Below are 23,140 nucleotides of genomic sequence, written 5' to 3'. Positions count from 1 at the left end.
GGGGGTTCCATGAGCGATAAACACCTTTCCAGCCAGTTCGACGCCGAACTCAACTCCATTTCCACCCATGTGCTGGAGATGGGCGGCATGGTCGAGTCCCAGCTGCATCAGGCCGTCTACGCGCTGGCCAACATGAGTCTGGAGACCGCGCGGCAGGTCATCGAGACCGAGGCGCGCATCAACCAGATGGAGCTGGCGATTGATCACGAGATCATTTCGACCATCGGCCGGCGCCAGCCGACCGCGCGTGACCTGCGCTTCCTGATGGCGATCTCGCGCACCACGCAGAACCTGGAGCGTGCCGGCGACGAGGTCGCCCGCATGGCCCGCATGGTGCAGTCGATCATCGAAGGCGGCTCGCCGCGCAGCCTGCCGATCTCCGAGCTGCGCACCGCCACCGACCTGGCGGCCGCGCTGCTGCGCAAGGCGCTCGACTCGTTCGCGCGGCTGGACACGAGCACCGCGCTGGCGATCATCAAAGGCGATGACGAGATCGACCAGGAATACAACGGCTTCCTGCGCAAGCTCATCACCTACATGATGGAAGACCCGCGCACCATCACGCCCAGCCTGGACTTGCTGTTCCTGGCCAAAGCGATCGAGCGCATCGGCGACCACGCCAAGAACATCGCCGAGCAGATCATCTTCATCGTCAAGGGCGAGGACGTCCGCCACACGCCGGTGGACAAGGTCGCCTCGGTGGTCGGGTGAGGCGGCCCGGCCATGAAGAAGCTGCCCCGCGTGTTGGTGGTCGAGGACGAACCCTCGATCGCCGAACTGATCGCCGTCAACCTGCGCCACAACGGCTTCGCGCCCACGGTCGTGTTTGACGGCGCGGCCGCCCAGCGTGAGATTGACGCCGTGTTGCCCGATGTGATCCTGCTCGACTGGATGTTGCCCGGCGAGAGCGGCGCCGCGCTGGCGCGCCAGTGGCGCAAGCACGAGCGCACCAAGACCGTGCCCATCCTGATGCTGACCGCCCGCAGCGACGAGTCGGACAAGGTACAAGGCCTCGACGCCGGTGCGGACGACTACGTCACGAAGCCGTTTTCCACCCAGGAGTTGCTCGCCCGCATCCGCGCCGTGCTGCGCCGCCGCGCCCCGGAAGTGGTGAACGACGCGGTCCAGGTGGGCGAGCTGGCCCTCGATGCCGGGACCTACCGGGTGAGTTTCCGCGGACAGGAGATCAAGGTCGGTCCGACCGAGTTCAAGCTGCTGCACTACCTCATGAAACACGCGGAACGGGTGCACACCCGTGGTACGCTGCTCGACAAGGTCTGGGGAGACCATGTCTTCATCGAGGAGCGCACCGTGGACGTACACGTCAAGCGACTCAGGGAAAGCCTGGGTGAGGCCGCCGCCATGATTGAGACGGTTCGTGGGGCGGGCTACCGTCTCACCGCGCAGGCAGCCGCCGGCGCCGCACGCCCTTCGCAGGGCTCCACCGCCTCCGCATGACCCGCCGCGCCATCGAGCTCCTGCTGCTCGTGGCCGCAGGAGCGGTGTGGGGCTGGGCTGAAAACAACACCGCGCTGGCGGTGGGGGGCGCGCTCGTGGGGGCGCTGGGCTGGTCGGTGTTCGATGGCTTGCGCGCCCGCCGGTTGCTCACCTGGCTCAACAAGGCCGACATCACCCGCACGCCTCGCCTCGGCGGTACCTGGGGCGAGGTGCTGGAGCGCTGCCGCAAGCTGGTCAAGAAGCTGGAGAAGAAGGCCCAGAGCAGCGATGCCCGGCTGGACGATTTTCTGGCAGCGATCCAGGCCTCGCCGAACGGCGTGGTGTTGCTGGACGCGGCCGGCCGCATCGAGTGGTCCAACATGACCGCCGCCAGCCATCTCGGCTTTGATCCCCAGCGCGACCTGGGTCAGTACGTGAGGAACCTGGTCCGCAATCCGGCCTTCACCGCGTACCTCTCGGCCGGCGACTTCAGCCACGAGGTCCAGGTGGATGGCGTCGGCCCGCGCCCGACGCAGCCCAGCAAGATTTCGCTGCAGATTCACCCTTACGGCAAGAAGCGCAAGCTGATGCTCACGCGGGACGTCACGGCGGTGCAGCTGGCCGAGACCATGCGCCGCGATTTTGTCGCCAACGTATCGCATGAGATCCGCACCCCGCTGACCGTGTTGAGCGGTTTTGTGGAAACGATGCAAAGCCTTGACCTGAGCGCCGACGAGCGCCGCCAGTACCTGGGGCTCATGAGCCAGCAGGCCCACCGGATGCAGACGCTGGTGAGTGACCTGCTCACGCTGTCGCGCCTGGAAGGCAGTCCGGCGCCGGGGCAGGGCGAATGGATCGATTCCGCCGAACTGCTGGGCCACGTCGTCCAGGAGGCGCGCGGCCTCACGCAGGCCATTGCCGACAAGCCGCACGAGATCGTGCCGGCGCCCGGACCGTCGTTCTGGGTGGCCGGCGCCAAGAGCGAGTTGCTCAGCGCCATGTCCAACCTGATGAGCAATGCGGTGCGCTACACGCCGGGCGGGGGCCTGATCCAGCCGGGCTGGCGGGTGCGGCCGGACGGCTGGGCGGAGTTCTTCGTGACCGACACCGGTCCGGGCATCGAGGCCGAGCACCTCCCGCGACTCACCGAGCGGTTCTACCGCGTGGACCGCAGCCGCTCCCGCGAAACCGGCGGTACTGGGCTGGGCCTGGCCATCGTGAAGCACGTGGCGCAGCGCCACGGCGGGCGGCTGGATGTGCAAAGCACAATCGGGCAGGGGTCGTGCTTCGTGATTGCGCTGCCGCCCACCCGCGTGCGCGAGCGACTCACGGACGCGCCGGCAGACTGACAGCCGATTCCCCGGCCAAGCCGATGCGCTGGTAGACCAGCACGCTTTCCTTGGTGTCCGTCAGCCGCCGCACCGTGGCCCGAAACGCCCAGTCGGTGAGCGTCACGCGCTGGTCCAGCGTGGGCTGGGCGGCGGGAGCGACGATCAGGGTGAGGCAGTCGCCGGCCGGTGCTGGTGTGCGCCGCAGCTCGAGGCCGCCGTGGTGGCGCAGCGCGGCGATCTGCGCCTGGTTCAGTCCGTCCACCAGCACACAGCTGCCCGGCGGCACCAGCGTGGCCACGCGGCGGGACAGGGGGCCATAGCTCCGGCCAAAGTCGAGCAGCGGCAGCCACAGCGTCATCAGCAGGAGCCAGCACAGCGTGCTGCCCGCGGCGGGCAACACCAGGCTTTTCCACAGCGCCTGCCGATGGCGTCCCACCCGCCAGGCGACCAGGCCGATCCATGCCACGGTGGCCAGCATCGCCAGCAGGAACAGGCCGGCGGAGAACTCCGGCACGAAGCCCGGCGCCAGCTTGGCCACGTTGGCGGCGGGCTTGGCCGGCACGCCGGTCTGCATCGCCGTCCACACGACCCAGATCGCGACCGCGCAGAACGTGAAAAACAGGAGGGTGAACCAATCCACCAGCGCCGACACACTGCGACGCAGCGTGGGCAGCGCGAAGGCGGCCAGCACGGCCAGCGCCGGCAGGGCTGGCAGCAGCGCGCGATCGCGGTCGTCCGGGGCGAGGGCGCTGGCGACCACCAGCACCAGCGCCGACCACAAGGGCAGCGCCACATGCGCCGCCACCGCCTGACGCCGCCAGCGCCACAACGTCCACAAGGCCAGCGGCCACGCCGGCCAGGTGAACCACACCAGCAATTGCGCCCAGCTGCCGGCGTCGAACGCGGTGACGGTGGCGTGGGAACCCGCCGGCAGGAGCGCCCAGGACAAGGGCAGCGACGCCCAGAGAACGACGAGCAGCGCTGTGCGCACCGGTCCGAGGGGCGTGCCCGCGGCACGGCGCCCCGGCATGACCAGCCAGACCAGCAACCCGCCCGCCAGTACCGCACCCCAGCCCGCAGCACCGCTGAGGGCCAGCCCGATCGTGCCCAGCCCCCAGAGGGCCACGCCGCGCCACATCTGGCGCAGGCCGTCGCCGTGACTGAGTCGAGCCGCGCCCCACAGGAGGCAGCCCGCGAAGGCCAGCCGCGCCACGTCGGGCGTCGTTTCGTGGCTGAGCTGTGCCAGCCCGAGGCAGGCCAGCAAGGCGAGCAGGCCCGCGTCGGCCAGCGCCCGCGCGTAGTCGGTGGGGTGGGCCTCGCCGCCGAACGCAAACGCGACCGGTTGCGCGGCCCGGTGGCGCGCGAGGTGGTAGGTGGCGTACCAGGTGCAGGCCAGCGTCAGCCCCAACAAGCCCGCGAACGGCAGTCGCGCGGCCAGCTCGGGCGGCAGGAAGGGCAGGGCAACCACGAACAGGGCGCCCAGCCAGTAAGGCAGCCAGGCCATGTCATCGACCGGTGCACCGAGTACGGTCGGATGCCAGGCGCTGGCCAGGCCCTGAGCGAGGTCGAGCATCGCGCCGAGCGAAGCCACGTCCGCCGTCTTCCAGGGTTCCCGGCCCACGAAACCCGGGAGCACATAAGCCAGGCAGAACAGCGCGAGGGCCAGCCGGGGCAGGCGGCGCACGGCCGACTGGGTCACGATGGCGGGAGTGGGCTGGGTCACGGCGCTGGACTATACCGAGAAGCAAGGCGACACCGCGCTCGCATCGAACGCAGTCGTCAGGCGAAAAAAAAGCAGCTGCAAGCAGCTGCTTTCCGGATGCGAGACGGGCTTATTTGGCGGCCGTCTTGCCGTAGCGGTTGCGGAAACGCTCCACGCGACCGCCCATGTTGTCCACGCTCTTCTGCGTGCCGGTGTAGAACGGGTGCGATTCGCTGGACGTGTCGAGCTTGAACAGCGGCAGCTCGCGGCCGTCGTCCAGCTTGATCTGCTCTTTGGTCGGGACGCACGAGCGCGTCACGAACTTGAAGTTGTTCGACAGGTCGAGGAAGCAGACCTCGCGGTAGTTCGGGTGGATGCCGTCTTTCATGGCGTTGCCTTCTGGGTCGGTTGCGACAGCCGCGCCGGAACCGTTCCAACGTACTTGCCGCCAAAAAACCAGGATTATAGCCCCCCGCGCCGCCTTCGGCGTCACCCCCCGAGGGGGCGATGCGAGCGGCCTGGCGAAGCCAGTTCCGCCGCATCCTCGATGAGGGCACACGCGCCGGAGAATGACCGGCAAGGAAGTCGAGGGGGAGTTCGTCCAGAAACGCCGAGGAACCGGCTCCGCCGGGCCTCTGGCGTTGTCCCCCCTCGAAGCGACGCAGTCGCGCCACGGAGGGGGGAAGCGCCGTGAGGCGCGCAGGGGGGAGTCGCCGTTACCCGCCCCTTCTCATCATGTCGAAGAACTCGGAGTTGTTCTTCGTGGCCTTCATGCTCTTGAGCACCATTTCCATGGCCTCAATTTCGTCCATGTTGTACATGAACTGGCGCAGGATGCGCGTCTTTTGCAGGATCTCGGGCTGCAGCAGCAGCTCTTCGCGCCGGGTGCCGCTGCGGTTGAGCTGGATGGAGGGGAAGACGCGCTTTTCGTACAGGCGGCGATCCAGATGGATCTCGCAGTTGCCGGTGCCTTTGAATTCTTCAAAGATCACCTCGTCCATGCGCGAGCCGGTGTCGACCAGCGCGGTGGCGATGATGGTCAGCGAGCCGCCTTCCTCGACCTTGCGCGCCGCGCCGAAGAAGCGCTTGGGGCGCTGCAGGGCGTTGGCATCCACGCCGCCGGTGAGCACCTTGCCCGAGGAGGGCAGCACGTTGTTGTAGGCCCGGGCGAGGCGCGTGATCGAGTCGAGCATGATCACCACGTCCTTCTTGAGCTCCACCAGCCGCTTGGCGCGCTCGATCACCATCTCGGCCACGTGCACGTGGCGCGCGGCGGGTTCGTCAAAGGTCGAGGCGATGACTTCCCCGCGCACCGTGCGCTGCATCTCGGTCACTTCCTCGGGGCGCTCGTCCACCAGCAGCACCATGAGTTCCACGTCGGGGTGGTTGGCGGTGATGGCGTGACAGATGTGCTGCATCATCACCGTCTTGCCGCTCTTGGGCGGCGCCACGATCAGCGCGCGCTGCCCGCGGCCGATGGGCGCGATGATGTCGATGATCCGGCCGGTGATGTTTTCATCGCCCTTGAACAGGTCACGCTCCAGCTTCATCTGTTCCTTCGGGAACAGCGGCGTGAGGTTCTCGAACATGATCTTGTGCTTGTTGTCCTCAGGGGGCAAGCCGTTGATCTTGTCGAGCTTGTTGAGCGCGAAGTAACGTTCGCCATCCTTGGGGATGCGAACCTCGCCCTCGATCATGTCGCCGGTGTGCAGGTTGAAGCGGCGGATCTGGCTGGGCGAGATGTAGATGTCGTCCGTGCTGGCCGTGTAGCTGGTGTCGGGCGCGCGCAGGAAGCCGAAACCGTCGGGCAGCACTTCCAGCACGCCATCGGCGACGATCTGCTCGCCGGCTTTCGCGCGCTTCTTGATGATGGCGAACATCAGCTCCTGCTTGCGCATGCGGCCGGTGTTTTCGATGTCAAGCGCTTCGGCCTGCTTGACCACTTCGGACACGTGCAGGGCCTTGAGTTCGTTCAGGTGCATGGACGGCACTCCGCAGGGAGTTGGGAATCGGGGAAGTCGGGGGAGGGAGCGCGGGGGCCCTGGTGGCGGGCGCTGCGCGGGGGGCTGTGCGGGCGGTGTTGGTGCCCGCTGCGCCGCGGATTATGACAGGAATGACCCGGGCCTTGCACCCGGGTCCCTGACCGATTCGCTCAGGCGAGTTGCTGGTCGATGAAGGCGGTGAGCTGGGCCTTGCTCATGGCGCCCACTTTCGTGGCCGCGAGCTGGCCGTCCTTGAACAGCATCAGCGTCGGAATGCCGCGAATACCAAACTTGGCCGGCACTTCACGGTTGTCGTCCACGTTCATCTTGGCAATCTGGAGCTTGCCGTTGTAAGCGCCAGCCACTTCGTCCAGGATCGGCGCAATCATCTTGCAGGGACCGCACCATTCCGCCCAGAAATCCACCAGCACCGGTGCCTTGCTGTCCAGCACGTCGGACTGGAAGCTGCCATCGGAAACGTGTTTGATCAGGTCGCTGGCCATGGGATCCTCTTCTTGGAAAACGGGGCGGTTACAGTCGGCGCACATGCCCGCGGGACGGTCGGACAAGCGACCCGGCCACCCGGCACGAACGCGCGCATTGTGACAGAAACGACCTTCCCATGATGCCCGTGCGCCCTTCGCCGCAGGCCCTCGCGGCCAGCCCCGAATTCCCCCCGCCGCCGCCCTTGCATCCGGCCTGGGCGTCCGTCGTCAGCGCGCTGGACGCGCTGTGCGATCGCGAGGCCCTTCGTCCATCGGCGGTGGTCGTGCTGGTCCCCTTTGCGCAACTGATGGGCGAGGCGCGGCGCGCGTGGGCGGCGCGCCATCCGCAAGGCTGGATGCCGCGCTTCGAAACCACGCGGAACTGGGCCCACACGGTGGCGCCCTTTGTGCCCGGGCCGACCGACCTTGGGGTGGACATGGCGCGCGATGCGGTGATCGCTGGCTCGCTGATTGATGGGGTGGGCCGCGCGCGGCCCGACGCCGCCCTGCGCCCCGAGCTGGTGGCGCGGCTGGTGGAGGCGGCACGGCAATTGGCGCCCCTCGCCGCCGCCCGTCCCCCGGAGGACCGTCTGGTGTGGGCCGAATCCGTGCGTCCCTCGCTCAGCGCCGGGGCCGCTTTCTTGCACTGGGAGGGGCTGATCGACGCGCTGGCGCTCAGCTGGGCGTCCACCTCCGGCTACGCCACCGACGCGCTGTGGAGCGAGCGCGCCGCGCCGGGCGTGGTGGCGCAGCGGTTGGTGGTGCTGCGCGGCCACCAACCCGACGCGCTGGGCATGGCGCTGGCGCAGCGCTGGGGCGAACGCGCTCAGGTGCTGGACCTGGCCGCTGCGGCGCCGTCACCCGCGACGTCACCCGCGACGTCACCCGCGCCGTCGGCAGCGGTGCACGAGGCCCGCGACGAGGCCGACGAGGCGCAACGCGCCGCCGCCGTCGTGCTGGCCCACCTCCACGCGGGTCGGGCACCCGTGGCGCTGGTGGCGAACGACCGGGTGCTGACCCGGCGCGCCGTGGCGCAGCTGGTCGGTGAAGGCGTGGCAGTGCGCGACGAAACCGGCTGGAAGCTCTCCACGACACGCAGCGCCGCGCGCGTGATGGCGCTGCTGCGCGCGGCCGACCCGAACGCGGGTGTGGACGATGTGCTTGACGCGCTCAGTGGCCTCGGCGCCGCGGCTGCCGCCTGGGACGAGGCCGCCGCCCGGGCGCTGGAGCGGGCGGTGCGCCAGGCGGGCGTGGCGCGCTGGCGCGCAGCGGCCCGGCACCCGGGGGTGGCGCCGTGCGTGCCGGCGGTCTGGGCGTCGGTGCAGGCCTCGCTGCAGCCGCCCCGGCCGCTGTCGCGCTGGGCGATGGATCTGGCCGGCGCGCTGCGGGCGGTCGGCGCCTGGGACCCCCTTGTGGCCGACGCCGCTGGCAGCGCCGTGGTGGCTGCGCTGCGCCTGGGCGACGGCGCGGCCGACGAGCTGGATGCCCTCGGCCCCGGAACCAACGCGCCGCGGCGCTGGACGCTCGCGGCCTTCACGGCCTGGGTGCGCGACGTGCTCGAAGCCGGCAGCTTCACGCCGCCGGTCGACGGTGTCCCGGACGTGGTCGTGCTGCCGCTGGCGCAGCTCGTGGGCCGGGCGTTCGGCGCGGTGGTAGCCCCCGGCTGCGACGACCGCCATTTGCCCGCCAGCCCGGAGCCGCCCGGCGGCTGGTCCGCCGCGCAGCGCGAGGCGCTGGGCCTGCCCACGCGCGACACCCTGGCCGCGGCCCAGCGCGCGGCCTGGCACGACCTGATCGCCCGCCCCACGCTCGACCTGATGTGGCGGCGCGCCGACGGCGGCGACGCCTGCCTGCCCAACCCCTGGCTGCAATCCCTCGGCGCGCCGCCGGCCCCCGATCCCCGCCCGAGCCGCGTTGTCGCCTGGCGGGGCACGCCCCGGCCCGCGCCGAGCGCGCCCGACCTGCTGCCGCGCGCGCTGTCCGCGAGTGCCTACGACAGCCTGCGCACTTGCCCCTACCGCTTTTTCGCGCTGCGGCAGCTGCGCCTGAAAGCCATCGACGAGATCGACCAGGCGCCCGACGGCCGCGATCTCGGGACCTGGATCCACGCCGTGCTGCACGCGTTCCATGCCGAACGGCCCGCTGCGTCCAGCCCCGACGAGGACCGTGCCCGCCTGGACGCGCTGGCCGAGTCCCAGGCGCGGGACTTGGGCCTGGCCGGCGAGGACGGGCAGGGGCCGGACTTCCTGCCGTTTCGGGCCACGTGGCCCGCGCTGCGCGACGGCTACCTCGCGTGGCTGTCCGCCCACGAGAACAGCCCGGGCGCGCCCCGGGTAGAGGCCCTGGAGACCGAGCGCCGCGCCACCGTCGGCCCCTGGACCCTGACCGGCACGCTGGACCGCATCGACCGTGCCCACCACCCCGCGCACGACGCCGCCGGCGACGGCCTCGTCCACTGGATCCTCGACTACAAGACCGAGCGCCGCGGCACCACCAAAGACCGCGTGCGGCCCACCGCCGAAGACACCCAGCTGCCGTTCTACGCCGCGCTGATGCCCGACGAGCGCGTGCGCGCGGCGTACCTGAGCCTCACCGACGGGCGTGGCACCGACGAGGACGAGGCCACCAAGGCCTTCGAGCTGCCGGACGTGGACGCCGCGCGAGACGCCCTGATCGCCGGCGTGCGACACGACCTCGACCGCCTCGCCGCCGGCGCCACCACGCCCGCCCTGGGCGAGGGCCGCGCCTGCGAGCGCTGCGACGCCCGCGGCCTCTGCCGCCGGGATTTCTGGGCATGAGGCCGGCCATGAACACCCCGCCGTCTTCCGGTTCGGCCGGCCTCGCCTACCGGATCGATGATCGTCCGGTCGATGATGCCGCCTTCTACGCCACCGCCTGTGACCCGCGGCGCAGCGTGGCGGTGGAGGCCTGCGCCGGCGCGGGCAAGACCTGGATGCTGGTGTCGCGCATCGTGCGGGCCCTGCTCGACGGCGCCGAGCCCGCGGAGATCCTGGCCATCACCTTCACCAAAAAAGCGGCGGCCGAGATGCGCCAGCGGCTCGACAGCCTGTTGCGCGAGGCCGCCACCTGGGACGAGCCCCGCCGCGAAGCCGAACTCAGGCTGCGTGGCCTGCCCCCTGACCGGGCCCGCTCGCTCGCCCCGGCCCTGGGCGCGCTGCACGCGCGCCTGCTCGACGGCGGCCGGCCGGTCGCGGTGCGCACCTTTCATGGCTGGTTCGCCGCGCTGCTCCGTGGCGCGCCCCTGGCCGTGCTGCAGGACCTGGGCCTGCCGGCGCGCTACGAGCTGCTGGAGGACGACGCCCCGCTGGTCGAGCGCGCCTGGCCGCGGTTCCACGCCGCGCTGGCCAGCGACCCCGCGGCCGAGGCCGACTACGTGGCCACCATCCGCGCGCTGGGTCGCCATCAGACCGCCGAGGCCCTGCGCCAGGCCGTGGCCCGCCGCGCGGAGTTTCGGCTGGCCGACGCCGCCGCGCCGCTGGAGGGTGCGGTGCAGCCGGTGGGTGCGCTGTATCCCGCGTTGCACGGCCTGTCCCACCCGGCCTGCGCGCTGGCCGGCGATAGCGCCCGAAACCGCTGGCACGCCTGGGCCCGCGCGCTCGGCGCCGAGACCACCAAGACCCCCCGGGACGCCGCGGACAAGCTGATCGACGCGTGGGCCGGCGACGACGACGAGGCCACCTGCGTGCGGCGCCTGGCGGACCTGCGCAAGGCCTTGTTCAAAAGCGATGAACTGCGTCTGCGGCAGCATCTGGCCAAGTTCGACGCCGCCCAGGCCGCCGAGGCCGAACTCGTCCTGCTTTGCCAGGCCGCCGACCACCACGCCGCCCTGGACCATCACCAGCGCCTCACCCGCCTGACCCGCGTCATGCTCGCCGCGCTCGACGCGGTCAAGCGCGAGCAGGGCTGGGTCGACATGACCGACATCGAAGGCGCCGCGCGCCGCCTGCTGGGCGACGCCGAGCTCTCGGGCTGGCTGCAGCAGCGCCTCGACGCCCGCGTGCGTCACCTGCTGGTTGATGAGTTTCAGGACACCAACCCGCTGCAATGGCAGGCCTTGTACGGCTGGCTGTCGGCCTACGCCGGCGCCGGCAGCGGCGAGGCGCCCTGCGTGTTCCTGGTGGGCGATCCCAAACAGTCGATCTACCGGTTCCGCCGCGCCGAGCCGCAGGTGTTCCGCGCCGCGCAGGCGTTTGTGGTGGAGGCGCTGGGCGGCGCGCGGCTGAGCTGCGACCACACGCGGCGCTGCGCCCCGGCCGTCGTCGCGGCGGTGAATGAGGTGATGCTGGCCGCGGCGCAGGCGGGTGAGCTGGGCGGTCCGGCCGGCGCCGGGTTCCGGCCCCACACGACCGCCAGCCGCGCCGACGGCGCCGTGCTCGCCCTGCCGCTGGTGGCGCGTCCCCCCAAAGCCGACGCCGGCGCCGATCGCGCGGCCTGGCGCGACAGCCTCACCGAGCCGCGCCACACGCCCGAGGAGGCCATACCGGCGCGCGAGGCCGCGCAGGTGGCCGACTGGATTGCCGCCGAGTGCGCCGCTGGCCGGGTGACGCCCGGGGACGTGATGGTGCTGGCGCGGCGCCGCGAGCGGCTGGGCTGGCTGCACGACGCGCTGCGCGAGCGCGGCCTGCCCAGCGACGCGCCAGAGACCACGGCGCTGCTGGACGCGCCCGTGGCGCAGGACGTGCTGGCGCTGCTGGACGCGCTGGTCTGGCCCGATCACCAGCTTAGTCTGGCGCGCGCCCTGCGATCGCCGCTGCTGGGCTGGGGCGACGACGACCTCGCGGCGCTGGCCCGGGCCGCGCGACGGACCGCGCACGACGGGGCCGAGCCAGCCTGGTGGGACGTGCTGCTCGCCGGGCCGCCAGCCCCTCGGTCTGGCGCCGACGCGGACCCCGAACCCGCCAGGGCCGAGCGCTGGCGCGCCACCGCCGCGCGGCTGCCCGCGTGGCGCGCGGCCTTGCACGCGCTGCCGCCCCACGACGCGCTCGCCCGCATCCTGCGCGAGGCCGACGCCTGGGCCGCCTACGCCGCCGCCGTGCCGCCGGCCCGGCGCGCCGCCGCGCTCGCCGAGCTCGACGCCGTGTTGGCCCAGTCGCTGGCCGTGGAGGGCGGCCGTTTCCTCGGCGCCCACCGCTGGCTGCGCGCGCTGCGCGCCGCCGCCCCCACGCTCGACGCCCCTGCCGCGCCCGGCGCGGTGCGCCTGCTCACCATCCACGGCGCCAAGGGGCTGGAGGCGCACACCGTCGTGCTGCTTGACACCCATTCGCCGCCTTCGCGCGCCAGCGGCCCGGCCGTGCTGGTGGACTGGCCTGGCGAAGCGCCGCACCCGCGCCGGCTGGTGTTCCTGGCGCGGGAGTCGCGCCCGCCGCGCTGCGCCGCCGAGGCCCTCGCCATCGATCAGGCCGCCCGCGCGGGCGAGGAGCTCAACGCGCTCTACGTGGCTCTCACCCGCGCCGAGCGCCGGCTGGTGGTGTCGGCCTTCGAACCCTTCCAAAGCTCGCGATCAACGACCGTCTGGCAGCGCCTGCAGCCACTGGCCGCGCCGCTGGACGCACCGGCGCCGGCCGCCCCGAGCCAGGGGGAAGCCTCTGACGGGGCGCCCGCCGTATCGGCATGGGCGCTGCCCGAACTGCCGTCACACCGCCGGCCGCCGGTGGCCGACACGGCCGCGTTGCCCCCCGCCATCGCCCCCGCTGCGATGAACGACGCCGGTGACGACTCCAGCGACGACGCCGCCACCCGCCTCGGTCTGGCCGTGCACCGCCTGCTGCAGTGGCTGCCCACGCCCGACGCGGGTTTCGACTGGACCGACGCCCACGCGCAGGCCGTCTCGCGCGAGTTCGGCCTCGACGCCGCGGCCCGCGCGCAAGCGCTCGCGCTGGCCGCGCGCATGCGCGGCGGCGACGCGGCCTGGGCCTGGTCGGCCGACGCGGTGGACCAGGCCGACAACGAGGTCGAGCTGCACCACGCCGGCCAGCCCCTGCGCTGCGACCGCGTGGTCCGAACCCGCGCCGACGGCACGTGGTGGGTGCTCGACTTCAAGACCCGCGAACACCCCGGGCGCGACCCGGCCCTGCGCGCGCAACTCGCCCGCTACCGCGACGCGCTGCGCGCGGCCCAGCCCGGCGCCCCGGTGCGCGCTGCCTTCATCGACAACCAGGGCCGCCTCATCGAGCTGCCCCACGCCCATCCCGATTTCGAAGCCGATCCCCCCGCATGACGCCCGCCGATGCAACGTCCGATCGTCCCGTGGCTACCGCCGTTGCTGTCGTCGGCGGCGGTCCCGCGGGCCTCATGGCCGCCGAGCGCCTCAGCGCCGCCGGCATCCCCGTTGATCTGTACGACGCCATGCCCTCCGTCGGCCGCAAGTTCCTGCTCGCCGGCAAGGGCGGCCTGAACCTCACCCACGCCGAAGCCCGCCCCGGCTTCGACCGGCGCTACGGCGAGCGCGCGGCCGACGTCGCCCCTTGGCTCGACGACTTCGGCCCCGACGCGCTGCGCGCCTGGGCGGCGGGCCTGGGCGTGGACACCTTCGTCGGCACCTCGCAGCGCGTGTTTCCGGTGGACCTCAAGGCCGCGCCGCTGCTGCGCGCCTGGCTCCACCGCCTGCGCCACCCGGCCCTGGGCGCGCCCGTGCGTTTTCACATGCGCCACCGCTGGCTCGGTTGGGACGCCCAGGGGCGCCTGCGCTTCGCCACCCCGCAGGGCGACTGCGCCGTGGCCGCCCGCGCCACCGTGCTCGCGCTCGGCGGCGCCAGCTGGCCCCGCCTCGGCTCCGACGGCGCGTGGGTCTCCGCCCTCGAAGCCGTTGGCCTGCCCGTGGCGCCCCTGCGCCCGGCCAACGCCGGCTTCGACGTCGAGGCCTGGAGCCCGCTGCTGGTGGAGCGCTTCGCCGGCCAACCCTTCAAATCCGTGGCTATCCGCGTGCAGGCGGCCGACGGCCGCGTCTTCCAGCGCAAAGGCGAATTTGTGCTGACCGCCACCGGCGTGGAAGGCAGCCTGATCTACGCCGCCTCGGCCCTGCTGCGCGACACCATCGAGGCCACCGGCCAGGCCACGCTGCACCTCAACCTGCTGCCCGACCGCAGCCCCGGGTGGGTGCGCGAGCAAGTCACCCATCCGCGCGGCGCGCGCAGCCTCTCCAGCCACCTCAAAAGCCGCCTGCGCCTCGACGGCCTCAAGCTTGCCATCCTGCATGAGTGCCTCGACCGCGCCACGCGCGACGACCCCGAGGCGCTCGCCGCCGCCATCCAGGCCGTGCCCATCACCCTGCGCCGCGTGCGCCCCATCGCCGAAGCCATCAGCACCGCCGGCGGCGTCCGCTGGGATGCGCTCACGCCCGACCTCATGGCGCGTGCGCGCCCCGGGCTGTTCGTGGCCGGTGAAATGCTGGACTGGGAAGCCCCCACCGGCGGCTACCTGCTCACGGCCGTGATGGCCAGTGGCGTGCGGGCGGGGGAGGGCGTGGTGCGCTGGCTGGGCGCCGGGGGCGGCGCTGCGGCGGGAGGCAGCGCAGATGAATGAGGTGACGAGCCTTGACCCCGGCACTGGCTCCACAGTTAGGGCTGCTTGGTTCCCCACCTGACCCGGTTGGCCGCTTCACCATGCGGGAAGGCCCGTCGGGGTGGATTGTAGGCGATGGGGTGGCGCCGCGCCGTCGCGGCGCGCTGGGGAGGCCGCGCGGGGGTGGCCCGTAGAATCGGCCGCATGTCTTATGTCGTCCTCGCCCGCAAGTACCGGCCGCGCCATTTCGGTGAAATGGTGGGTCAGGCGCACGTGGTGCAGGCCCTGGGCAACGCCCTGACGACCGGCCGGCTGCACCACGCTTACCTGTTCACCGGCACGCGCGGCGTGGGCAAGACCACGGTGTCGCGCATCCTGGCGAAGTCGCTCAACTGCGTGGGGCCGGACGGGCAGGGCGGCGTGACCGCCGAGCCCTGCGGCGTGTGCCCCGCGTGCGCCGACATCGATGCCGGCCGCTTTGTGGACTACACCGAGCTCGACGCCGCCTCCAACCGCGGCGTGGACGAGGTGCAGTCGTTGCTGGAGCAGGCGGTCTACAAGCCGGTGCAGGGCCGCTTCAAGGTCTTCATGATCGACGAGGTTCACATGCTGACCAACACCGCGTTCAACGCGATGTTGAAGACGCTGGAGGAGCCGCCGGAGTACCTGAAATTCGTGCTCGCCACGACCGACCCGCAGAAGGTGCCGGTGACGGTGTTGTCGCGCTGCCTGCAGTTCAACCTGCGGCCGATGGCGCCGGAGACGGTGGCCGAGCACCTGCAGCGCGTGTTGCAGGCCGAGCAGGTGGCCGCCGACCCGGGCGCGCTGCGGCTGCTGTCGCGGGCTGCGCGCGGCTCGATGCGCGACGCGCTGTCGCTCACCGACCAGGCGATCGCCTTTGGCGGGGGCGAGCTGCGCGAGGAGCCGGTGCGGCAGATGCTGGGCGCGGTGGATCGCAGCCACGTGTTGCGCCTGATCGGGGCGCTCGCCGAGGCCGACGGCGCGGCGGTGGTCGATACCGTCGAGGCGCTGCGGCTGCATGGCCTGAGCGCGGCCGGCACGCTGGAGGACATGACCGGGCTGCTGCAGCGCATGGCGGTGCTGCAGGCGGTGCCGGGCCGTTCTGGCGCGGGCGACGATGACCCGGACGAGGCTGAGATCGCTCGTCTCACTGGGGCGCTCCCGCCGGACGAGACCCAGCTGCTGTACAGCCTGTGCCTGCACGGTCGGGCCGAGCTGGGCCTGGCCCCCGATGAATACGCCGGCCTGACCATGGTGTTGCTGCGCCTGCTGGCGTTCAAGCCGCCCGGGGCGGAAAAAAAAAGCCTGAAAACGGCGCCGGCTGAGCCGGTCCGGGTGAGGGCGGACGCCGCCGCCGCACCCGTGGGCGCCGCACCGGCATCGCCGGCCCCGCGCCCGGTGGCGCCGGCGGTTCAAACACCGCCGCCCCCTCCGCTTTCCTCGCCGCCTTCTTCCCCGCCGCCATCGGCGGTATCCCCGGTGGCCGCGCCGCCGGCTGCGCGCCCGGCGCCTGTGTCGTCGGACGAGCCTCCGCTGGACGACGCGCCCTGGCCCGAGCCCGACGATGCCGGTCCGCCGTGGGAGCCCGAGGAGCCGCCCGAGCCGGTGCGTCCGCGGGCCGCCGCACCGGTCTCCTCGTCAGCGCCCTTGCCGCCCCCCGCGCGCGGCGCGGGCGTGATGGCGATTCCGGTGCGCGATCCGGGCGCGCCGGGTCGCCTGGACCAGCCGCGCGCGGCCGCGCCGGCGCTGCCCCTGGTCACCACGCCGGAGGGCGATGCGTGGTTTGAGGTGGTCATGTCGCTGGTCAAGGCCGAGGCCGTGACGGCGCTGGTGCGCGAGCTGGCCCTGCAGTCGCAGCTGGTGGCGCGCGACGACGGGCAGTGGTTGCTGCGCGTGGAGCGCGAGTCGCTCAACCAGCCGACCGCGCGCGAGCGCCTGAGTGCCGCGCTGCAGGCCCACGGTCATGGCGTGCGCCTGGCGGTGGAGGTCGGCGCGGTGAGCGATTCGCCGGCCCGGCGGCTGGCGGCCGAGGCGCAGCGCCGCCAGGCCGAAGCCGAGGCCACCATCCTGGCCGATCCCTTTGTGCAGACGATGATGCGCGACTTTGGCGGCACAATCGTGCCCGGCTCTCTCAAGGCCGTCGGCTGAGCGGCGCGCTCGTCCGTCGGCCCTCCCAACCCAAGGATTTCAGACATGTTCAACAAAGGACAACTCGCCGGCCTGATGAAGCAGGCGCAGGCCATGCAGGACAACCTCAAGAAGGCCCAGGACGAACTGGCTACGATCGAGGTGACTGGCGAGTCGGGCGCGGGGCTGGTGAAGGTCACCATGACCTGCAAGCACGACGTCAAGCGCGTGAGCATCGACCCCAGCCTGCTGGCCGATGACAAGGACATGCTGGAAGACCTCGTGGCCGCCGCGTTCAACGCCGCCGTGCGCAAGGCCGAGGAAACCTCCACCGAGAAGATGGGCAAGATCACCGCGGGCATGCCGGGTCTGCCCGGCGGCATGAAGTTCCCCTTCTGACCGCCCGCCCGGTGGCCGACGCCCATTCCCTGGAGCGGCTGGTGCAGGCGCTGCGCCGCCTGCCCGGCGTGGGCCTGAAGTCGGCCCAGCGCATGGCGTTCCACCTGTTGCAGCACGACCGCTCCGGCGCCCAGGAGCTGGCCGCGGCGCTCGATGCGGCCGCGCGCACGGTCAACCACTGCGCCCGCTGCCACACCTTCACCGAAGCCGAGGTCTGCGCCACGTGCCAGGACCCGCGGCGCGACCGCGGTCTGTTGTGCGTGGTGGAGACGCCTGCCGACCAGGCGGCGATGGAGCGCACCGGCGCGTACAAGGGCCTTTATTTCGTGCTCATGGGCAAGCTCAGCCCCATGGACGGCGTGGGCCCGCGCGACATCGGGCTGGTGCAGTTGTTCGAGCGCATCGACCAGGCCGACGACCCGGTGCGCGAGGTGATCCTGGCCACCAATTTCACGGCCGAAGGGGAGACCACGGCCCACGTGATTCAGCAGGCGCTCAAGGCGCGCGGTGTGCGCGTCACGCGCCTGGCCCGGGGGGTACCGGTGGGCAGCGAACTGGAATATGTGGACCTGGGCACCATCGCCCACGCGCTGGTGGACCGGCGCTGAGCCGCCACCCTCACCCGAGCAACACCATGAAGATCGCCGGACTCACCGTGGCCTACTGGGCCGTCATCGCCGCCGCCCTGATGCCCATCCTCTGCGCGGGACTGGCCAAGTCGGGCATGTTCCGCACGCCGCGCAAGGCGGGCGGCTACGACAACCACGAGCCGCGCGCTTGGCTGCAGCGCCAGACCGGCTGGCGAGCCCGCGCCAACGCCGCCCAGGCCAATTGTTTCGAGGCTCTGCCGTTCTTCATCGGCGCGGTCGTCATCGCCCACCAGCACATGGCGCCCCAGATGCGGCTGGACGTCCTGGCGTTCCTGTGGGTGTTCACGCGCCTGCTGTACGTGATGGCTTATGTGGCCGACATGGCCACGGTGCGCAGCATCGTGTGGACGGTGGCGCTGGCGCTCAACCTCGCGATCCTGTTCATCTGAGCGCGGTCGGCGGACGAACACCGCCTTCTGTGCCTCGGGGAAACCCGCTCGGGATTCGTCCCGATGCGCGATGGGATCGTCGGATGTAGTCTCAAGGTATTCATTTTCCTGAGACGACGCCGCACCCATGCTCCACCGCCGCCATTGGCTGCAATCCCTCGCGGGCCTCGCAGGCCTCGCGCTGGGCGCCGGTGCGCCGGGTGCGCTGGTGGCCGACACCGGGCCTCGCGCGGGGGCGGCGGGCCGCTTGGGCGGCACCCGGCTGGTGGTGGGGCTGGACCACAAAACGGCGCTGGCGAACCTGCCGCTCACCGTGGCGGACCGGTTGGGCTATTTCCAGGCCGAAGGGCTCGACGTGGAGCTGCGCGAGTTCGCCGACGCGGGCGCCGCGGCGCAGGCCGCGCAGTCCCGGGCGGTGCATGTGCTGGCCGCGCCTTACAGCCAGACCTGGTGGCTCGGCGCGCGCGGGCAGCCTTTCACGGCATTTGTGGTCCACGGCCGAGCGCCCCAGGTGGTGATGGGCGTCTCCCTGAAAACCGTGCCGCATTACCGCGGCCTGGAAGACCTGCGCGGCCGACGCGTGGCGGTGCAGTCGCTGGGGGGCGCGGCGTTTCGCGTCGCGCGCCTGCTGACCGACCGGGCTGGCCTGGGGGAGGGCGAGGTGGAGTTCGTCGTGCCGTCCAACCCCTTCGCGGCCGTGCAGGGCTTTCGCAACGGCCAGTTCGATGCCATCAGCTTTCCCGATCCCACCGTGATGCAGCTTGAGCAGCTCGGGGAAGTGCGGGTGGTGGCAGACACCCGCACGCTGCGCGGCACCGCCGATGTGTTCGGCGGGCCGATGCCGTCGGGTTGCCTGTGCGCGCCGGCGGATTTCGTGGATCAGTATCCCCGCTGGTGCCAGGCGTTGGCCGACGCCGTGGTCCATGCGTTGAAATGGCTGCAGACCGCGGGACCCTCCGACCTCATCAAGACCGTGCCGGAAAGCCACTTTCAGGGCGACCGGGCCCTGTATCTCGCGGCGTTCGAGCGCTCGCGCGAGGCGTTCAATCCCGATGGCCTGATGCCCGACGGGGGCCCGGGTGTGATGCTGCGGGTGATGGCGCAACTCGGTGAGCCACTGCCGCCTCAGCCCGCGGCGGCCCTGCCGCAGACATTCACGAACACCTTCGCTCGCCGCGCGAAGCAGCGTTTTCGCGCCTGACGAGGCCGCCCCCGCGACGGATCGGCGGACCTGGGCGCGCACGCCGTGCTCGCGCAGGCCGTGCTCGCCTCAGCGCGCGTCAGGGCTTCTTGGCGGCCACCCGCGTGCGGCTCTCGGCCGCCTTGCGCTGTGCGGTGCTGGTGCGCGCGGCCGGGCGCTTGCTGGCCTGGGCCGTGGCCCGGGGCCGGGGCGTGCCTTTCTTGGCTGACGCGGTGCGGGTGCCGCCGCTGGCGGCGGGGCGCTGCGGCAGCATCAGCGTGATCGACTGGCCCGCTTTCAGGCTGGCCGAGGCCGACACCGGGTTCCATTCGGCCACTTGCGCGGCACTCACGCCGTAGCGGCGGGCCAGCCGCGCGACCGTGTCACCCTGACGGGCTTTCACCACGGTGCGGCGCAACACGCGCTCGGGCTGCAGCGCCAGCATGGCGTTGTCGGCGACATGTCCGGGCACGTCGCGGTCGCGGGCCTGCGAACGGTGGACCAACAGGCTGGAGCCGGCCTTGACCTGCATGCGCGGCGGGATGTTGTTGACCTCGCGCAGCTCGCGCTCGCTCATGCCCACGCGCTGCGCCGCCTGCGCCACGGTCATGGTGCTGGGCACCACCCACGCGGTCCAGGTGGCCAGCGGTCCCTCGTGGGTGGCGAGGTTGCGCTGGAAGATGACCGCGTTGTCCCACGGCAGCAGCACCTGCGGCGAGGCGGCGGCCATGACCACCGGCTGCTTGTGCTGCGGGTTGAGCTGGCGGAAGTCGCTCTCGGCCACGCCGGCCAAGCGCGCGATCAGGGCCACGTCCATGTCGCGGGTGAGCGTGACGGTGTCGAAGAACGGGTGGTTGCCGATGGCGGGCAGGGCAGTGTTGAACGAAGCGGGACGCGCGATGATGTTTTTCACCGCCTGCAGCTTGGGCACGTAGTTGCGCGTCTCGGCTGGCATGGTGAGGTCGGTGTAGCGCGTGGGCAGACCGGCGCGCTGATTGCGCGTGATCGCGCGGTTCACGTTGCCCTGGCCCCAGTTGTACGCGGCCAGCGCGAGGTGCCAGTCGCCAAAGCGGGCGTGCAGCTGCTGCAGATAGTCGAGGGCGGCGCGGGTGGAGGCGAGCACGTCGCGGCGGTCGTCGCGGAAGGCGTTCTGTTTGAGATCGAAAGACGCGCCGGTGGCCGGCATGAACTGCCACATGCCCGCGGCCCGCGCGCTGGAGACGGCCTGCGGGTTGAAGGCGCTTTCAATGAACGGCAGCAGCGCCAATTCCATGGGAATGTTGCGCCGCTCAATCTCTTCGACGATGTGGAAGAGGTACCGGCTCGACCGCTCGGTCATGCGCTGGATGTAGTCGGGTCGCGAGGCGTACCAGCGCTCGTGATCGCGCACAAGATCATTGTCGAGGTCTTCCATCGCGAAGCCGCGGCGGATGCGCTCCCACAGATCGGCGGGTGCCGCCAGCGAAGCCACGGGCACCGCCGGTGCGTCGGCCGTGCCGATGGCGCTGAGCGAGCCCTGGGGCAACACCGGCGCCAATCCACCGCGGGCGCGGTTTGCGTCGTTGGCCACGGGCGCTGGGGTGCCGGCGGTGGGCCCGGAGGGCACGGACGCGCAACCGACCAGCACAAAGGCCAGTCCCACAGCGGCGACGAGCCGCCACACCGGGCGGGCAGTACGGGGGAGGGAAGTCATCGGAAGTTGTTTTTCCATTCGCGCAGCGCGCCCAGCACGGCCACCGGGTCGTTCGCCGCGGGATCGCGGGTTCGCGCGGCCTGCACCACGGCCGGCTCGGTCGTGCGCAGGAAGGGGTTGATGGCACGCTCGAGCGCGATGCGGCTCGGCAGCGTGGGTTGGTCGGCGGCCCGCAGCGTCTCGCAGTGGCGGGCGTGGGCTTGCAGGTCGGGGTTGTAAGGTTCCACGGCCAGGGCGAAGCGCAGGTTGGAGAGGGTGTACTCGTGTGTGCAGCACACGCGGGTCTCGTCCGGCAACGCGGCCAGACGCTGGAGGGACTCGTGCATCTGGCCGGGAGTTCCCTCAAACAGGCGGCCGCAGCCGGCGCTGAACAGCGTGTCACCGCAGAAAAGCAGCGGGCCGCCGGGCGCGCGCGGCGCAAAGTAAGCGATGTGACCGCTGGTGTGACCCGGCACATCGATGACCTCGAAGTCCACGCCGAGCGCTTGCAGGGCTTCGCCGCCCGCGACCCGCTGCAGCGGCTCGGGCATGGGTTCAAAAGCCGGACCGATGACGCGCGCGCCGGTGGCTGAGCGCAGCGCGTCGACGCCGCCGGTGTGATCCGCGTGGTGGTGGGTGATCAGAATCGTGTCCAGCGCCAGGCCGCGTGCCTGGAGCCACGCGAGCAGACCATCGGCCTCGCCCGGGTCCACGGCCAGCGCCCGTTGCCCGTCGTCCAGCAGCCAGATGTAGTTGTCGGTGAATGCGGGCAGCGGGGTGAGGTTCATGGACGGGCTGGCGAGAGGCGGGCGATCGCTGGAGGAGTCGGCCATCCGGGGATGGGGCGTGTAGAGTGCGCGGTGCGCTGCGGGCGCCGGGCGGGCCGGGTGGTCGGGCCCGGTGGTTCCGCCGGACTCTTCACCGGCCATCACGCCGCCGACATGACCGAAAAAATTATAGGGTTGCCCGAGTGGTTCGCCACGCCGCCTGGCCGGTACTTGCTGGCCTGGGAGCAGGACCAGTTCGACCTGGCCGTGGCCGACGTGTTTGGCTTCAATGCGCTGCAGCTGGGCCTGCCTGAGTTGCAGACGCTGCGCGCCAACCGCATGCCACATCGTTGGCTCGCGCTGCCCGAGCCTCAGCCGGGAACGGCCGCCGCGCTGGTCACCGACGCGGCAGCGCTGCCGTTTCCCGCCAACAGCCTGGATCTGGTTGTGCTGCCCCACACACTGGAGTTCAGTGCCGACCCGCACCACGTGCTGCGCGAGGTGGAGCGCGTGCTCGTGCCCGAGGGGCGGGTGGTGATTTCCGGCTTCAACCCGGCGAGCTGGTGGGGCCTGCGGCAGGGCCGCGCGCGGCTGGCGGAGCGGATTGGCCTGGGGCCGGCGCGGCTGTATCTGCCGGACGCGGGCGAGTTCATCGGACCCTGGCGGCTGCGCGACTGGCTGCGCCTGCTGAGCTTCGAGGTGGAGACCGGCCGCTACGGCTGCTACCGGCCGGCCGTGCGCACCGAAAAATGGCTGCAGCGCACCGCGTGGATGGACCCGGCCGGCGCGCGCTGGTGGCCGATCTTCGGTGCGGTTCACTTCATGGTCGCGGTCAAGCGGGTGCGCGGCATGCGGCTGCTGGGGCCGGCGTGGAAGCCGCGCCGGCAGCGCGCGGGCGCTTCGTTGCCGGTGGCCAACCGGCGTTGACGGCCGTGCGCGCCCAGCGTGGACAATCGCGGCCTGGATCGTCGAGCCGCTCGACGCAGTGATCGTTGGAAGGACTCGGTTTGAACCACGTGGTGATGTACACGGACGGCGCCTGCAAAGGCAATCCCGGCCCAGGCGGCTGGGGCGTGCTCTTGCGCAGTGACGGGCATGAAAAGGAGTTGTGGGGCGGCGAGCGTCAGACCACCAACAACCGCATGGAACTGCTGGCCGTGATCGAAGGTTTGAGCGCCCTCAAGCGGCCCTGCCGCGTGTCGCTCTACCTCGACAGCGAGTACGTGCGCAAAGGCATCACCGAGTGGATCCACGGCTGGAAGAAGAAGGGCTGGGTGACGGCGGCCAAGCAGCCGGTCAAGAACGCCGAGCTGTGGCAGCGCCTCGACGCGCTGGTCCACGGTGGTCCTCATCAGATCGAATGGCACTGGGTGCGCGGGCACGCGGGGGACCCGGGCAATGAGCGCGCCGACGCGCTGGCCAACCGCGGTGTGCCGGTCTGAACGATTGAGACCGGCCCATGAACAACCCGCCGCCG

The 23,140-nt window shown here is 71.6% G+C and carries 19 protein-coding genes and 1 other RNA gene; 13 read left to right on the top strand and 7 right to left on the bottom strand.

Annotation, left to right across the window (positions count from 1 at the left end; all coding sequences use genetic code 11):
* Positions 1 to 9: 9 nt before the first annotated feature.
* The 3 genes from phoU to phoR are packed head-to-tail and all read left to right on the top strand — an operon-like array spanning position 10 to position 2,786.
* The gene (gene phoU, locus AC2D80_RS06905) at positions 10 to 711 is read left to right on the top strand and encodes a phosphate signaling complex protein PhoU (protein ID WP_484632234.1); all 702 of its coding nucleotides are present in this window, start codon (positions 10 to 12) and stop codon (positions 709 to 711) included.
* 12 nt (positions 712 to 723) lie between these two features.
* Complete coding sequence (gene phoB, locus AC2D80_RS06900; protein ID WP_484632233.1) at positions 724 to 1,458, top strand: phosphate regulon transcriptional regulator PhoB; 735 nt, start codon at positions 724 to 726, stop codon at positions 1,456 to 1,458.
* Positions 1,455 to 2,786: a phosphate regulon sensor histidine kinase PhoR gene (gene phoR / locus AC2D80_RS06895; protein ID WP_484632232.1), complete on the top strand. Its 1,332-nt coding sequence runs from the start codon at positions 1,455 to 1,457 to the stop codon at positions 2,784 to 2,786. Before phoB ends, phoR begins: the two co-directional genes overlap by 4 nt.
* Here the strand turns inward: phoR and AC2D80_RS06890 are convergent.
* The 4 genes from AC2D80_RS06890 to trxA form a co-directional block, all read right to left on the bottom strand.
* Positions 2,764 to 4,491: a hypothetical protein gene (locus AC2D80_RS06890; protein ID WP_484632231.1), complete on the bottom strand. Its 1,728-nt coding sequence runs from the start codon at positions 4,489 to 4,491 to the stop codon at positions 2,764 to 2,766. The two genes, phoR and AC2D80_RS06890, sit on opposite strands and share 23 nt — an antisense overlap.
* Positions 4,492 to 4,600: 109 nt before the next feature.
* On the bottom strand, positions 4,601 to 4,858 hold the full coding sequence (locus AC2D80_RS06885) for a type B 50S ribosomal protein L31 (protein WP_484632230.1): 258 nt from the start codon (positions 4,856 to 4,858) through the stop codon (positions 4,601 to 4,603).
* Between the two features lie 328 nt (positions 4,859 to 5,186).
* A complete protein-coding gene (gene rho / locus AC2D80_RS06880; protein ID WP_484632229.1) occupies positions 5,187 to 6,452 on the bottom strand; it encodes a transcription termination factor Rho in 1,266 nt (421 codons plus the stop codon).
* Between the two features lie 170 nt (positions 6,453 to 6,622).
* The gene (gene trxA, locus AC2D80_RS06875; protein ID WP_484632228.1) at positions 6,623 to 6,955 is read right to left on the bottom strand and encodes a thioredoxin TrxA; all 333 of its coding nucleotides are present in this window, start codon (positions 6,953 to 6,955) and stop codon (positions 6,623 to 6,625) included.
* Positions 6,956 to 7,074: 119 nt separating this feature from the next.
* Here trxA and AC2D80_RS06870 point away from each other — a divergent pair, with 119 nt between their 5' ends.
* Genes AC2D80_RS06870 through AC2D80_RS06860 form a run of 3 tightly spaced genes read left to right on the top strand, consistent with a single transcriptional unit; the run spans position 7,075 to position 14,479 of the window.
* Positions 7,075 to 9,735 (top strand): PD-(D/E)XK nuclease family protein, encoded by a 2,661-nt coding sequence (locus AC2D80_RS06870; RefSeq protein ID WP_484632227.1) that lies wholly within the window; start codon positions 7,075 to 7,077, stop codon positions 9,733 to 9,735.
* An 8-nt stretch (positions 9,736 to 9,743) separates the two neighbouring features.
* Positions 9,744 to 13,175, top strand: coding sequence for a UvrD-helicase domain-containing protein (locus AC2D80_RS06865; protein WP_484632226.1), 3,432 nt, complete (start codon positions 9,744 to 9,746; stop codon positions 13,173 to 13,175).
* Positions 13,172 to 14,479 (top strand): BaiN/RdsA family NAD(P)/FAD-dependent oxidoreductase, encoded by a 1,308-nt coding sequence (locus tag AC2D80_RS06860; RefSeq protein WP_484632225.1) that lies wholly within the window; start codon positions 13,172 to 13,174, stop codon positions 14,477 to 14,479. The genes AC2D80_RS06865 and AC2D80_RS06860 overlap by 4 nt, the downstream gene beginning before the upstream one ends.
* Here AC2D80_RS06860 and ffs read toward each other — a convergent pair.
* An RNA gene (gene ffs / locus AC2D80_RS06855) (signal recognition particle sRNA small type) lies at positions 14,480 to 14,576 on the bottom strand.
* 86 nt (positions 14,577 to 14,662) lie between these two features.
* Here ffs and dnaX point away from each other — a divergent pair.
* The 5 genes from dnaX to AC2D80_RS06830 all read left to right on the top strand — a co-directional run bounded on the left by dnaX (position 14,663) and on the right by AC2D80_RS06830 (position 19,245).
* Complete coding sequence (gene dnaX, locus AC2D80_RS06850; protein ID WP_484632224.1) at positions 14,663 to 16,627, top strand: DNA polymerase III subunit gamma/tau; 1,965 nt, start codon at positions 14,663 to 14,665, stop codon at positions 16,625 to 16,627.
* A 45-nt stretch (positions 16,628 to 16,672) separates the two neighbouring features.
* Positions 16,673 to 17,005: a YbaB/EbfC family nucleoid-associated protein gene (locus AC2D80_RS06845; RefSeq protein WP_484632223.1), complete on the top strand. Its 333-nt coding sequence runs from the start codon at positions 16,673 to 16,675 to the stop codon at positions 17,003 to 17,005.
* An 11-nt stretch (positions 17,006 to 17,016) separates the two neighbouring features.
* Positions 17,017 to 17,613, top strand: coding sequence for a recombination mediator RecR (gene recR, locus AC2D80_RS06840; protein ID WP_484632222.1), 597 nt, complete (start codon positions 17,017 to 17,019; stop codon positions 17,611 to 17,613).
* Positions 17,614 to 17,639: 26 nt separating this feature from the next.
* Positions 17,640 to 18,044 carry an MAPEG family protein gene (locus tag AC2D80_RS06835; protein ID WP_484632221.1) on the top strand — a complete coding sequence of 135 codons (405 nt, stop codon included), beginning with the start codon at positions 17,640 to 17,642 and terminating at the stop codon, positions 18,042 to 18,044.
* A 127-nt stretch (positions 18,045 to 18,171) separates the two neighbouring features.
* Entirely contained in the window at positions 18,172 to 19,245 is a 1,074-nt protein-coding gene (locus tag AC2D80_RS06830; protein ID WP_484632220.1) for an ABC transporter substrate-binding protein, read from the top strand.
* A gap of 79 nt (positions 19,246 to 19,324) precedes the next feature.
* Here AC2D80_RS06830 and AC2D80_RS06825 read toward each other — a convergent pair whose 3' ends face one another.
* Both AC2D80_RS06825 and gloB read right to left on the bottom strand, forming a co-directional pair.
* Complete coding sequence (locus tag AC2D80_RS06825; RefSeq protein WP_484632219.1) at positions 19,325 to 20,917, bottom strand: transglycosylase SLT domain-containing protein; 1,593 nt, start codon at positions 20,915 to 20,917, stop codon at positions 19,325 to 19,327.
* Complete coding sequence (gloB, locus tag AC2D80_RS06820; protein ID WP_484632218.1) at positions 20,914 to 21,684, bottom strand: hydroxyacylglutathione hydrolase; 771 nt, start codon at positions 21,682 to 21,684, stop codon at positions 20,914 to 20,916. The genes AC2D80_RS06825 and gloB overlap by 4 nt, the downstream gene beginning before the upstream one ends.
* A gap of 153 nt (positions 21,685 to 21,837) precedes the next feature.
* Between gloB and AC2D80_RS06815 the strand changes: the two genes are divergently transcribed.
* Together AC2D80_RS06815 and rnhA are read left to right on the top strand one after the other, a co-directional pair.
* Positions 21,838 to 22,590: a class I SAM-dependent methyltransferase gene (locus tag AC2D80_RS06815; protein ID WP_484632217.1), complete on the top strand. Its 753-nt coding sequence runs from the start codon at positions 21,838 to 21,840 to the stop codon at positions 22,588 to 22,590.
* Between the two features lie 80 nt (positions 22,591 to 22,670).
* The gene (gene rnhA / locus AC2D80_RS06810; protein WP_484632216.1) at positions 22,671 to 23,105 is read left to right on the top strand and encodes a ribonuclease HI; all 435 of its coding nucleotides are present in this window, start codon (positions 22,671 to 22,673) and stop codon (positions 23,103 to 23,105) included.
* The last annotated feature ends 35 nt before the right edge of the window (positions 23,106 to 23,140 follow it).

The sequence above is a fragment of the Hydrogenophaga sp. T66 genome (genome assembly GCF_057219855.1).
The sequence above is the reverse complement of the archived record's forward strand: the minus strand, read 5'-3'. Positions and strand labels throughout refer to the sequence as shown.